This is a genomic window from Nitrosophilus kaiyonis (assembly GCF_027943725.1).
Classification (GTDB): domain Bacteria; phylum Campylobacterota; class Campylobacteria; order Campylobacterales; family Nitratiruptoraceae; genus Nitrosophilus_A; species Nitrosophilus_A kaiyonis.
In genome coordinates this window covers 353,314-365,555 of the sequence record NZ_AP025696.1, presented here as the reverse complement: position 1 = coordinate 365,555, position 12,242 = coordinate 353,314, and the positions used below count along the sequence as shown (strand labels likewise).

Below are 12,242 nucleotides of genomic sequence, written 5' to 3'. Positions count from 1 at the left end.
GCGGAGAAGGTGAGAAGCTGTGAAGGAAAGAAGTGGAGAAAATATAGACACTTTTCCTTCGCACCTTCACTCTTTCACTCCTTCACAACTTTTAAAAGCTATAAATATCTCTCACTCTTTTGATTATCCTCTTTTTAACAATGTTAATTTAACTTTAAATGAAAATGACTCAATTGCTGTTGTTGGTGTTAGTGGAAGCGGAAAATCAACACTTTTGCATATTTTATCAACTCTATTAAAACCAAATAGTGGAGAAGTTTATCTATTTGGAAAAGAGATTTATTCTATAAAACCAAAAGAGGTATTAAAAATTAGAAGAGAAAAAATTGGAATAATTTTTCAATCTCACTATCTTTTTAAAGGTTTTAGTGCCTATGAAAATATAATGGTAGCTTCTTTGCTTGCAAAAGAGAAAATAGATGAAGAGATAATAAAAAAATTTAAAATAGAAAAAGTTATAAACAAAAAAGTGACTGAGCTAAGTGGCGGAGAGCAGCAAAGAGTATCAATAGCAAGAGTTTTGACAAAAAAACCAAAAATTATATTTGCTGATGAACCTACAGGCAATCTTGACAAAAAAACCGCAAATGAAGTTATGGACAAAGTTTTTGAATATATAAAAGAGGAAAATGCAGCTCTTTTTTTAGTTACACATGACTTAGAACTTGCAAAAAGATGCAATAGAGTTTATAGATTGGAAAACGGATCATTAGTTTTAGGTGAGTGAGGTGAGTGAGAAAGTGAGAAAGTGGGAAAATGAGAAAATGAGAGAGAAAGAAAGTTAAAGATGGGCAAGCTGTAAAGAAGCTAATGTCCAATGATAAATTAGTTTCAAGTAATAAATTCCAAAATCCAAATTACGATTCACGAATTACGGTTCACGATTCACGAACAAAATGTCCGATGTCAATACTCCTCTGCTTCTTTTAAAATTCTATCAAAATATATTTCACTCTTTTTTGCTAATCTTAAATCATCATCAAAATATAAAATTTCATAATTTTTATAAAAGGCTGAATAGGAGTAGTTAGCTGATCCTAAAACAATTTTTTTATTATCAATTATCATAAGTTTTATATGCATTTTCCCAAAACTATTTTTATCTTTATATGGTTTACCTTTAATATAGTAAAGATAGATATTTTTATATTTTGCCAAATATCCAATTTGAGAATATCTATCTTTTAAATTTGTCTTTTCATCAAAAATTATTCTAATTTTTACTCCCCTTTTTGCAGCATTTTTTAATCTTTTGGCAATTACTTCATTTGTAAAACTAAAAATTAATATATCTATTTTGTTTTTAGCAAGATCAATTGATTTTAAAAGATGATTTAAAGCCTTTTTTGATTCATAAGGCATAAAATATAGATTTTTCCCAAAAAGAGTTATTGCCAAAACAAAAATTAGCAAAATTTTTTTCATTATTCTCCCTTTAATAAGAACCTTAATATAATTAAAGCAAAAAAATTATAAAATATAGCAAAATATAAATTGGAGTCGTTATGAAACTGCTACTTATAAATAAAAATCCTGTAGTATCAAGGATGTTAAAATTAAGTGCTCCAAAAGCCGGGTTTGAAGTTGAAGAGTGTGATAATGTTTATAATCTTCCAAATGGCGAAGTAGATGTTGTTTTTATAGATGATGAGATGTATGATGAGAATTTTTTAAAAGAGATTAGAAAAAATATTAAGTTTTCTCAAATAGGTCTTATTACCTCTTCAAAAGATGAACAGTTTGAAGAATTTGATTTTACTCTGACAAAACCTTTTTTACCAACAGATTTAATAGAATTATTAAGAGGATTAAAATCTAAAATAGCATATATAAAAGAGCATGAAGAAAAAAAACAAGAAGAAATAAGTTATGAAGAAAAAGAAGAGACTCCAACAGATATACTCTCTTTAAATGAAATTCCGGAAATAGAAGATAAAAAAATAGAAGAAAATTTACCAGAACCATTGGAATTAGAAGAAAACATTGAAAGAGAAAAAATAGTTGAGTTTGAAGAGGAAGAGGAAGAGGAACCTTTTATACCAGAAAATGAATTGGAAGAGAGTGGAGTTTTAGATAAAAATGAGCTTGAAAAGGTACAAGAACTTCTAGAAGAGGAAAAACCTCAAGAGATATTGACAAAAGAAGCGAATCTAGAGCAAGAGACTCAAGAAGAAAAAGAGGAATTAGAAGAGCAAAAAGAGCCAGCTATTTTAGAAAAACTTAATAATTATAAAAATGAAAAAGAGTCTAAGCCTGAGCCAATGAGCAGTGAAGAGAAGATTAAAGCTTTAATGGGAGCTTTAGATTTATATACGATTAGAGAACTTTTAGATGGTATGGAAATTACAATAAAAATAAACTTCAATAAGAAAAAAAAGAAAAAGAAATGATAAAGAAAGGTAGTCTTTTAGTAGTTTCTGGTCCAAGTGGAGCGGGGAAAAGTTCACTTATAAAAGTGATTTTAGAAAATTTAGATAATGTATATTTTAGTATTTCTACTACCACTAGGCCAAAAAGAGAAGGGGAAATTGAAGGAGTCAATTACTATTTTGTTTCAAAAGATGAGTTTGAAGAGGATATAAAAAAAGGGCTTTTTTTAGAGTGGGCTAATGTTCACGGGCACTATTATGGTACATCCTTAAAGCCCGTTTTTGATGCTTTAGAAAAAGAAAAATTGGTTATTTTTGATATTGATGTACAAGGGCATGAATCTATTAGAAAAAAATTTAATGATATTACAACATCTGTTTTTGTAACAACTCCAAATTTAAATGTATTAAAAAAAAGATTAGAATTAAGAGGGACAGATTCTAAAGAAGTTATTGAAAAAAGATTAGAAAATGCGAAAGAGGAGTTAAAAAGAGTAAAAGAGTTTGACTTTTTATTGATAAATGACATATTTGAGGAGGCTAAAAAAGAGATTTTGGCTGTAGCAAAAGCAGCTAAATTAAAATATTCAAATAAAGAATTGGAAAGTTTTATTAAAGAGTGGTCTGATTAATATTTTTTATACTTTTATTAGATTAAAAAATGTAATATTATAAGATTAGTTATAGTTAAAATTGTTTGGTAGTTATTTATAAAAGTTATTCTTAACAATTTTAACTTTTTAACTGAGAACAAAATTTGAAGGAGAACTTATGGGTATGCCAAGTATGCCAGAACTTTTAGTTATATTAGCAATTGTAGTTTTACTTTTTGGTGCAAAGAAAATCCCAGAACTTGCAAAAGGTTTAGGAAGCGGAATCAAAAACTTTAAAAAAGCTATGAAAGAGGATGAGGAAGAAACTACAACTGCAAAAACAGAAACAAAAAAAGAGATAGAAGGTACAGAACAAACTTCTGAAACTTCACAAACTTCACAAAAGAAAGAAGCATAATTTAGAATTAAGTGTTAAGTGTTAAGAATTAAGATGTTATTACTTAACACTTAGCTCTTATAACTTAATACTCATAAAGGATAAACTTTGAAAAAAAAAGTTTTATCAATACTTTCAAAACATATTGAAAAAAAAATAGTATTAGAAAAACCAAAAGATAAAAATTTTGGTCATTATGCTACTCCTATTGCTTTTTCTATGGCAAAAGAGCTTAGAAAATCTCCTATGATTATAGCTGATGAATTAGCAGATATCTTTAAAAAAGAGGATATTTTTGAAAGTGTAGAGGCTGTAAAAGGGTATATAAATTTTAAATTAAGTGAAAAATTTTTAAATGATTATGCAACTTGGGCTCTAAATAATGAAAAAGACTTTGGAAAAGATGAAAAAGATGAATCTATTTTATTAGAGTTTGTAAGTGCAAATCCTACAGGACCTCTGCATATTGGACATGCAAGAGGGGCAGTTATAGGAGATGCAATAGCTAGAATAGGCTCACATTTGGGTTATAAAATAACAAAAGAGTATTATATAAATGATGCTGGAAATCAGATATATCTTTTGGGACTCTCTATTTTTTTATCTGGAAAAGAGAAGATATTAAAAGAAGAGGTAAAATGGCCTGATGAGTTTTATAGAGGAGAATATATAGTTGATTTGGCAAAAGAGGCGGCTAAAATTTTTGGGAATGAGATTTTTGTAGATGAGGCTTTTATTCCAAAGCTTGCCGATTGGGCTAAAGATAAAATGATGGAGCTAATAAAAAAAGATTTAAAAGATGTTGGTATTGAATTTGATAACTTTGTTAGTGAAAAAAAACTTTATGATGAGTGGCCAAAAGTTATGGAAATTTTGGAAAAAAGAGATGCCCTTTATCATAAAGATGGAAAAATTTGGCTCAAATCTACACAATTTGGAGATGAAAAAGATAGAGTTGTTGTAAGAGAAGATGGAAGACCAACATATCTTGCAGGAGATATTATTTATCATTATGATAAGTTTAAAAGAGGATATGATCATTATATAAATATTTGGGGAGCTGACCATCACGGATATATTGCAAGAGTAAAAGCAGCAATAAAATTTTTAGGATTTGATCCTGATAAATTAGAGATAATTTTATCTCAAATGGTGTCTTTATTAAAAGGTGGTGAACCTTATAAAATGAGTAAAAGGGCTGGAAATTTTATATTGATGAGTGATGTGGTTGAAGATATTGGTGCTGATGCTTTAAGATTTATATTTTTGAGTAAAAAGGCTGATACTCATCTTGAGTTTGATGTTGAAGATTTGAAAAAAGAGGATGCATCAAATCCAGTATATTATATAAATTATGCACATGCAAGAATAAATTCTGTATTTGAAAAGTCTGGTAAAAGTGTAGAAGATATTTTAGATGTAAAGCTTTATGATTTAAATGAGGATGCTAAAAATCTACTTTTTATCTCTTTACTACTTCCAGAAGTTATAGAAGATGCATTTGAAAAAAGAGAGTTGCAAAAAGTAACAGATTATTTAAAAGCTCTTGCTGCTCAATTTCATAGATTTTATAATGCAAATAAAGTTTTAGGAACACAAAACAAAGATAAATATTTAAAACTTTTTGCTGTAGTTGCTATGAGTATTAGAGTTGGTCTTAGACTTCTTGGAATAGAAGCAAAATATAGAATGTAGGAAGATAAATGAAAAATATTGAAAAAAGAGTTCAAAGAATAAAAGAGCTTTTAGAAGAGAAAAAAGCTGAAGATGTACAAATATTTGATCTAAGAGATAAAGGATATTTTGTAGATTTTGTAGTTATTGCCACATCTTTAGGTGATAAACATACATTAGCACTTCTTGATTTTCTAAAAGAGAAGTTAAAACCAGAAGGCGAACAGTTTTTAAAAATTCAAAGCAGTGAAGATTGGGTTGTTATAGACCTTGGTGATATAATAGTTCATATAATGACTGAAGCATATAGAAAAAGATATAATATTGAAGAGTTTCTTGAAGAGATAAAAGAGCAAGAGTAAAACAAAGTCTTAGGACAACAAATATTTGTTGTCCATGCTCGAAGCGAATTAAGATTTAAGAGCTAAATAAGTACAATTTAGTTGAAAACTTAACACTTAATACTATTTCCCAATTACTAATGACAAATGACCAATGTCTAATGTCTAATGACAATGCTCATAAAATCTAATTATTTCATTAGCTACAATTTTTGGTAAAAATTTTTTTATCGGTTTCTTTCTAAGTTCTGTTGCACTAATGGGAACATTCACATTTAAAACTTTATATTTTGAAGGAACTTTTATTCTTGATCTTTTTGCAACTACAAATTCAACTTCATTTTTTAGTTTTTTAAAATTGTGCCATTTATGAAGATCTTTTATATTATCAGCACCTATTATTAAGTATATTTTTGTTGGATGATATTTTTTCTTAAGATACTCTATAGTTTCAATCATATATGTTGGTCTTTGATTTTTTATCTCAAATAAAGATATATCAACTTTTTTATAAGGAAAAAGAGCAATCTTAAGCCATTTGGCTCTTAGTTTTGGAGGAGCTGCAAATTTTGATTTGAATGGATTTAAATAGGTTGGCACTACTATAAGTTTATCAATATCTAAATTTTTTAAAGCCTCTTGGATTATTTTTATATGCCCTAAATGAATAGGATCAAAACTTCCTCCAAAAACCGCTATTTTCATTATATTCCTTATATTTAGTCATTAGTCATTAGCTACTTAATTCGTAATTCGTAATTAAGAATTAGTGCTAAGTAATAAGAGTTAAGTATTAAGTTATTATATACCACTATCCACAATCACTATCACTGTCACTAAATTCTGCTTACTTAAATCTTAACTCTTAATTCTTAAATCTAACTCATCTCACTCACCATTAATAGTTACCAAAATTTTATCTTTTTTTAGATAAAATAATCAAAATTTTTATAAAGGCGAATATTGGGGATAAATGTTGCTATTAATGGTTTTGGACGTATAGGAAGAGCATTAGCAAGAAATATTTTAAATGATAATACTTTAAATCTGATTGCTATAAATGATATTATGCCTGTTCAAAATGCAGCATATCTATTGCATTATGATAGTGTCCACTCAAAATTTAATGAAAAAGTAGATTTTGATGATAAAAATTTATATATAAATGATAAAAAGATAAAATTTTTTAATGAAAAAGATCCAAAAAATCTTCATTTTGAAGCCGATATTGTATTTGAATGCAGTGGCCTTTTTTTATCAAAACTAGATACAAAACACCATTTAGAGAAAAATGCCAAAAAAGTAATCATATCTGCTCCAGCTAATGATGATACACCTACATATGTTTTAGGTGTAAATCACAATGAATATAAAGGTGAAAATATAATATCAAATGCAAGCTGTACAACTAACTGTCTAGCTCCAATAGCAAAAATTCTTGATAAACATTTTGGAATAGAAAAAGGATTTATAACAACTGTTCATAGCTATACTTATGATCAAAATCTGTTAGATAATTCACACAGAAAGGATTTAAGAAGAAGCAGAGCAGCAGCTATAAATCTTATACCAACTACAACAGGAGCTGCAAAGGCAATAGACAAAGTTTTACCAAATTTAAGAGGCAAACTTGATGGCAGAAGCGTTAGAGTTCCAGTAGCTGATGTGTCTTTGCTTGATTTTGATGTGGTTTTATCTAAAAAAACTACAAAAGATGAGATAAATGAACTTTTTTTACACTACTCTCAAAATGAGTTAAAAGGTATTTTAGGTATAGATGAGGAATTTAGAGTTTCTCAAGATTTTATAAATGATTCTCATAGCTGTATAGTTGCTTTAGATCTTACACAAATTATTGATGGAAATTTTGTAAAAATTATGAGTTGGTATGATAATGAATGGGGATATGCAAATAGACTTGTAGATATGGCTAAATATATTAGTATTAAGAGTTAAGTGTTAAGTAGTAAGTAATAAGAGTGATAATCAAATATCTTAAATATCTTAAATCTTTACTCTTAACACTTAATTCTAAAAAGGAGGTTCAGTGCATATTAAATCTATAAAAGAGTTAGAATTATCAGGCAGTTCAGTATTTATTAGATGTGATTTTAATGTTCCTATGGATGAATTTGGAAATATAACTGACGATAGAAGAATTAGATCTGCACTTCAAACTATAAGATACTGCCTAGATCACGACTGTAAAATTGTTTTGGCAAGTCATCTTGGAAGACCAAAAGGATATGATGAAAAATATTCATTAAAACCAGTAGCTAAAAGGCTCCATACTCTTTTAAAACAAGATATCATCATGGCAAAAGATGTAATTGGTGAAGATGCAAAGAAAAAATATGAAAATTTAAAAAATGGTGAAATTTTGCTTTTGGAAAATTTAAGATTTGAAAAGGGTGAAACAAAAAATGATCCAGAATTTGCAAAAGAGCTAAGTAAATTTGGAGAATTTTATATCAATGATGCATTTGGAGTAAGCCACAGAGCACACGCTTCTGTAGAAGCGATTACTCACTATTATGACCAAGATCATAAAGGAGCAGGATTTTTGTTATTAAAAGAGATACAATTTTTTCATCATCTATTAAAAAGACCTACAAGACCTTTTGTTGCAGTTGTTGGAGGAAGTAAAGTTTCAAGTAAACTAAAAGCTCTAATAAATCTTTTGCCAAAAGTTGATAAAATGCTTATCGGCGGCGGTATGGCTTTTACATTTTTAAAAGCTCTTGGAGAAGAGGTAGGAAACTCTATAGTAGAAGATGATTTAATTCAAGATGCATTAAATATCATTGATGAAGCAAAAAAACTTGGAGTAAAGCTATATCTTCCAGTTGATTTTGTTGTATCTCAAACTTTTAGTGAAGATACTCCTATAAAATATGTCACTTACAAAGAGATACCAAAAGGATGGATGGGGCTTGATATTGGTCCAGCAACTGTTAGACTATTTAGAGAAGCATTAAATGATGCACAAACTATTCTTTGGAACGGGCCTATGGGTGTTTATGAGATGGATAAGTTTGCAAGAGGAAGTTTTCAACTTTCTCATTTTATAGCTCAAAGCTATGCTACAAAAGTTATTGGTGGGGGAGATACTGCCGATTTAGTCCAAAGAGCAGGTGACGATGAAGAGATGACATTTATCTCAACTGGCGGCGGAGCAAGCTTAGAGTTAATTGAAGGCAAAACACTTCCAGGTGTCGCTGCTTTGATAGTAGAAAATGGAGATTAAGATGATACTTGCAGCAAATTTTAAAACTAATCACACAAGAAAATCAACAAAAGAATATATTGAAAGATTAAATAATTTTTTAAATTCAAAAAATCCAGATACTGATATTTTTATCTTTCCTCCATTTACAGCTTTAGATAACTATAAATCAAAAGCTACTATTGGAGTTCAAAATGCTTATCCAGCTGAAAAAGGCTCGTTTACTGGAGAGATTGGATTAGAGCAGTTAAATGAGTTTAATATAAAAACTATTATTATAGGTCATAGTGAAAGAAGACATATTTTGGGCGAAAATCAAGAGTTTATTGCAAAAAAGTTTCAATTTTTTAAAGAGAATAATTTTACTATTTTTTATTGTATAGGCGAGACAATAGAAGTTAGAGAAAGCTCAAAAGAGCTAATATTTTCTTATCTTGATATGCAACTTGAAGGGATAGATTTAGATTATGAAAATTTAATTATTGCATATGAGCCTGTATGGGCTATAGGTACTGGAAAAAGCGCTAAATATGAAGATATCAAAGAGGTTTTAGAATTTCTAAGATCAAAAACAAAAGCCCCACTTTTATACGGCGGTAGTGTAAAACCATCAAATATAAAAGAGATTATCTCTATATCTAACTGCGACGGAGCATTGATAGGAACTGCCAGCTGGAATGTTGATAGTTTTTGTGAAATGGTAGATTTAAGTACTAAGAATTAAGATTTAAGTTAGGTGATTTGATGAAATGTGAAAATTTAGATGTATGGAAAAGAAGCTGTAGATTATGTGTTGAAATTTATGAAAAATTTAAAAATATAGATGATTTTGGATTTAAAAATCAAATAACAAAAAGTTCTCTATCTATAGCAAGTAATATTGCTGAAGGAATGGAAAAAGAATCATTAAAAGAAAGAAAAAGATTTATTGATATTTCAAAAGGTTCTTCAGCTGAATTAATTACACAAATTTATATATGAATAGAAATAGGATATATTGATAAAAATATAGGTTTTAAATGGATTAAAGAAATTAATGAAATATTAAAAATGTTAAGTGGCTTAAAAAATTATCTTAGCTCTTAATGCTTAATACTTAACACTTAAAAGGAGTTTTTATGATTATGCAAGGCAAAAAAGGACTTATAGTTGGAGTTGCAAACAACAAATCGATTGCTTACGGTATAGCAAAAGCTTGTAGAGCTCAAGGTGCAGAGCTTGCTTTTACATATCTAAATGATGCACTTAAAAAAAGAGTAGAGCCAATTGCAAAAGAGCTTGGAAGCGATAAGGTGTATCCTCTCGATGTAAGTAAGCCAGAAGAGCTTGAGGCTTTAAAAGACTCACTTGAAAAAGATTTTGGAAATATTGATTTTATAGTTCATTCTGTTGCTTATGCTCCAAAAGAAGCACTTGATGGAAGATTTGTAAACACTTCTAAAGAGGCTTTTAATATTGCTATGGAGATTTCTGTATTTAGTCTTATTGATCTAACAAGAGCTCTTTTACCACTTATGAATGAGGGTGGATCAATTTTGACTTTAAGCTATTATGGAGCAGAAAAATATATCCCTCACTATAATGTTATGGGGGTTGCTAAAGCGGCTCTTGAAGCAAGTGTTAGATATCTTGCTGCTGATCTTGGTCCACAAAATATAAGAGTAAATGCAATTAGCGCAGGCCCGATAAAAACTTTGGCAGCAAGTGGTATAGGTGATTTTAGAATGATTTTAAAATGGAATGAAGCAAACTCTCCTCTTAGAAGAAATGTCACTATTGATGAGGTGGGAAATAGCGGAATGTATCTTTTAAGCGACCTTGCAAGTGGTGTAACAGGCGAAGTTCATCATGTTGATGCAGGATATAATATCATGGGACTTGCAGAGGTTGAAGAGATAGAAGGTAAAACCGTTATGGTTTGGGATAGGATAAATAGAGGAAGTTGAGTAGATAAGTAAGAGCTAAGATTTAAGAGTTAAGTAAATAGGATTTAGTATAGCTAAGTGATAATGTTTAGCTTTTAGCTTAACTCTTAATATTAATGTCCAATGTCCAATAAGGTTGAAGGTAGAATACTGAAAGGTTATGGGATAAGGATTAGGTAAGTTAGGAGTTTTTAGTTTATAGTCTGTAGTAACATACTAATACCTAATTCCTAATTCCCAATGACTAATAACTAATGACTAATGACTATCGACTTATATTTATTTTTGCTACAAATATTTGTTTTTGTTAAAAAAATCATAAAAAAATTAACTATTTATAAAATATTTTTAAGAATTAAATGTTATAATTCTCGTTGTTATCCCAAAAAAATGGAAACTTATCAATTAAAAGGAGTAAGAATGAAGTTGACTAAACTAAGTTTAGCGGCAATTATGGCGTTAGGATTTACTAGTGCAGCTATGGCGGATGTGGATGTTCAGTTTGGAGGACAAGCGGTACTTTATTATCAAACACATGATTATGATTATAAAGACGCACCAGATATGTTTAACAAAGAAGTGTCACAAGGAAATGTTGGTTTACAAATAGCTTCAAAAGCAGATCTTGGAAATGATTTTCAAGCAGGAGTTACTGTAAATATTATAGGAACTTTAGGACTTGAAGGCAACCTTGTAAGTGGTGTAATGCAAAGAGCTACTGATACTAATGATGATTTAGATGGATTTTGGATTCCAGAAGCTTATGTAGCTAAAACTTTTGGAAATACTACATTAAAACTTGGTAGACAATATCTAAACACTCCATTTGCATTTAGTGAAACATGGAATGTTTTCAAAAACAGCTACGAAGCAGCAGTTTTAGTAAATAAAGACCTTCCAGATACAACTGTAGTACTTGCAATGGTAAATAAAGCAAATTATAATGCTCCTGGTGCTCCGATGGATGTATTTATGTCATTTAATGAAGATATGAGTACTTTTCATGATGATGCTTCAGTGTATGCATTAGGGGTTGTTAATAATAGTATAGAAAATTTAAATCTTAATGTTTGGGCTTATAATGTAACAGGCGATGCAAATGCATATTGGGCAGATTTAAGTTATAAACTTAATGCAGGAGATTTTCCTTTAACTGTAGCTTTACAAGGTGCTATTATAGATATAACTAATGATGAATTAAAAGATGCAGCAGATGCTGGAGGCTATGATGACAAAACAAATGCTTGGGGCGCAAAAATTGCTACAAATATTCAAGATTGGGGATTGTCTGTTGCTTATGACAGTGTAAATGATGGTTATATTTCTATGTTTAATGCAGGTGGAGTTAAAACAAAACTATTTGTACAACAAACTCTAAATCAAAATGCAATTAGACAAGATGCAGATACTTGGCAAATAAAAGTTAAAACTCCAAAATTTTATGGAGTTAATTTAACAGCTGCATATTCAATGACAGATGCTGGCAAAAAGAATCTAAATAAAGATTATAATGGAAAAGGAAACGATTTCAATGAGCTTGATTTGATAGCTTCTACAAAAGTTTCTGGAATTGATCTTCAAGTTAAATATGTTATGCAAGACTATGATAAAGATGCAATTATAAAAGGTCAAAAAGATAGTAAAGATGATAATGTATTCAGAGTTGTTGCAAGATATAGATTCTAATTTTGCAATTTCTTAAAATATTTGTTGAGTG

Annotated in this window: 13 protein-coding genes and 1 pseudogene; 12 read left to right on the top strand and 2 right to left on the bottom strand. The window is 29.2% G+C overall.

What is annotated here, in order from left to right:
- Nucleotides 1-43: 43 nt before the first annotated feature.
- The gene (locus QML81_RS01870; protein ID WP_281952028.1) at nt 44-727 is read left to right on the top strand and encodes an ABC transporter ATP-binding protein; all 684 of its coding nucleotides are present in this window, start codon (nt 44-46) and stop codon (nt 725-727) included.
- A gap of 179 nt (nt 728-906) precedes the next feature.
- Here QML81_RS01870 and QML81_RS01865 read toward each other — a convergent pair whose 3' ends face one another.
- Nucleotides 907-1,425: a phospholipase D-like domain-containing protein gene (locus QML81_RS01865; RefSeq protein ID WP_281951494.1), complete on the bottom strand. Its 519-nt coding sequence runs from the start codon at nt 1,423-1,425 to the stop codon at nt 907-909.
- An 80-nt stretch (nt 1,426-1,505) separates the two neighbouring features.
- Between QML81_RS01865 and QML81_RS01860 the strand changes: the two genes are divergently transcribed.
- From QML81_RS01860 to rsfS, 5 genes are all read left to right on the top strand, one after another.
- Nucleotides 1,506-2,390: a hypothetical protein gene (locus tag QML81_RS01860; protein ID WP_281951493.1), complete on the top strand. Its 885-nt coding sequence runs from the start codon at nt 1,506-1,508 to the stop codon at nt 2,388-2,390.
- On the top strand, nt 2,387-3,001 hold the full coding sequence (gene gmk, locus QML81_RS01855; RefSeq protein WP_281951492.1) for a guanylate kinase: 615 nt from the start codon (nt 2,387-2,389) through the stop codon (nt 2,999-3,001). Before QML81_RS01860 ends, gmk begins: the two co-directional genes overlap by 4 nt.
- Nucleotides 3,002-3,140: 139 nt before the next feature.
- Nucleotides 3,141-3,380, top strand: coding sequence for a Sec-independent protein translocase subunit TatA/TatB (locus QML81_RS01850; RefSeq protein ID WP_281951491.1), 240 nt, complete (start codon nt 3,141-3,143; stop codon nt 3,378-3,380).
- Nucleotides 3,381-3,467: 87 nt separating this feature from the next.
- A complete protein-coding gene (gene argS / locus QML81_RS01845) occupies nt 3,468-5,054 on the top strand; it encodes an arginine--tRNA ligase (RefSeq protein ID WP_281951490.1) in 1,587 nt (528 codons plus the stop codon).
- 17 nt (nt 5,055-5,071) lie between these two features.
- Entirely contained in the window at nt 5,072-5,395 is a 324-nt protein-coding gene (rsfS, locus tag QML81_RS01840) for a ribosome silencing factor (protein WP_345741151.1), read from the top strand.
- A 144-nt stretch (nt 5,396-5,539) separates the two neighbouring features.
- Here the strand turns inward: rsfS and nadD are convergent, their stop codons facing one another.
- Nucleotides 5,540-6,079 carry a nicotinate (nicotinamide) nucleotide adenylyltransferase gene (nadD, locus tag QML81_RS01835; RefSeq protein WP_281951488.1) on the bottom strand — a complete coding sequence of 180 codons (540 nt, stop codon included), beginning with the start codon at nt 6,077-6,079 and terminating at the stop codon, nt 5,540-5,542.
- Nucleotides 6,080-6,337: 258 nt separating this feature from the next.
- Here nadD and gap point away from each other — a divergent pair, with 258 nt between their 5' ends.
- The 6 genes and pseudogenes from gap to QML81_RS01805 all read left to right on the top strand — a co-directional run bounded on the left by gap (nt 6,338) and on the right by QML81_RS01805 (nt 12,211).
- Nucleotides 6,338-7,330: a type I glyceraldehyde-3-phosphate dehydrogenase gene (gap, locus tag QML81_RS01830; protein ID WP_281951487.1), complete on the top strand. Its 993-nt coding sequence runs from the start codon at nt 6,338-6,340 to the stop codon at nt 7,328-7,330.
- Nucleotides 7,331-7,421: 91 nt separating this feature from the next.
- Nucleotides 7,422-8,621, top strand: coding sequence for a phosphoglycerate kinase (locus tag QML81_RS01825; protein ID WP_281951486.1), 1,200 nt, complete (start codon nt 7,422-7,424; stop codon nt 8,619-8,621).
- A gap of 1 nt (nt 8,622) precedes the next feature.
- On the top strand, nt 8,623-9,324 hold the full coding sequence (locus tag QML81_RS01820) for a triose-phosphate isomerase (RefSeq protein ID WP_281951485.1): 702 nt from the start codon (nt 8,623-8,625) through the stop codon (nt 9,322-9,324).
- A gap of 20 nt (nt 9,325-9,344) precedes the next feature.
- A pseudogene (locus tag QML81_RS01815) lies at nt 9,345-9,686 on the top strand (four helix bundle protein).
- A 32-nt stretch (nt 9,687-9,718) separates the two neighbouring features.
- Nucleotides 9,719-10,546, top strand: a complete 828-nt coding sequence (fabI, locus tag QML81_RS01810; RefSeq protein WP_281951483.1) for an enoyl-ACP reductase FabI — start codon at nt 9,719-9,721, stop codon at nt 10,544-10,546.
- Between the two features lie 399 nt (nt 10,547-10,945).
- Nucleotides 10,946-12,211, top strand: a complete 1,266-nt coding sequence (locus QML81_RS01805) for a porin (protein ID WP_281951482.1) — start codon at nt 10,946-10,948, stop codon at nt 12,209-12,211.
- Nucleotides 12,212-12,242: the final 31 nt, after the last annotated feature.

What these genes read in the sequence shown, in the direction of transcription:
- nadD (WP_281951488.1), bottom strand. Translation starts at nt 6,079, where the DNA reads ATGAAAATAGCGGTTTTTGGAGGAAGTTTTGATCCTATTCATTTAGGG.
- QML81_RS01850 (WP_281951491.1), top strand. Translation starts at nt 3,141, where the DNA reads ATGGGTATGCCAAGTATGCCAGAACTTTTAGTTATATTAGCAATTGTA.
- fabI (WP_281951483.1), top strand. Translation starts at nt 9,719, where the DNA reads ATGATTATGCAAGGCAAAAAAGGACTTATAGTTGGAGTTGCAAACAAC.
- QML81_RS01860 (WP_281951493.1), top strand. Translation starts at nt 1,506, where the DNA reads ATGAAACTGCTACTTATAAATAAAAATCCTGTAGTATCAAGGATGTTA.
- QML81_RS01805 (WP_281951482.1), top strand. Translation starts at nt 10,946, where the DNA reads ATGAAGTTGACTAAACTAAGTTTAGCGGCAATTATGGCGTTAGGATTT.
- QML81_RS01820 (WP_281951485.1), top strand. Translation starts at nt 8,623, where the DNA reads ATGATACTTGCAGCAAATTTTAAAACTAATCACACAAGAAAATCAACA.
- QML81_RS01865 (WP_281951494.1), bottom strand. Translation starts at nt 1,425, where the DNA reads ATGAAAAAAATTTTGCTAATTTTTGTTTTGGCAATAACTCTTTTTGGG.
- gmk (WP_281951492.1), top strand. Translation starts at nt 2,387, where the DNA reads ATGATAAAGAAAGGTAGTCTTTTAGTAGTTTCTGGTCCAAGTGGAGCG.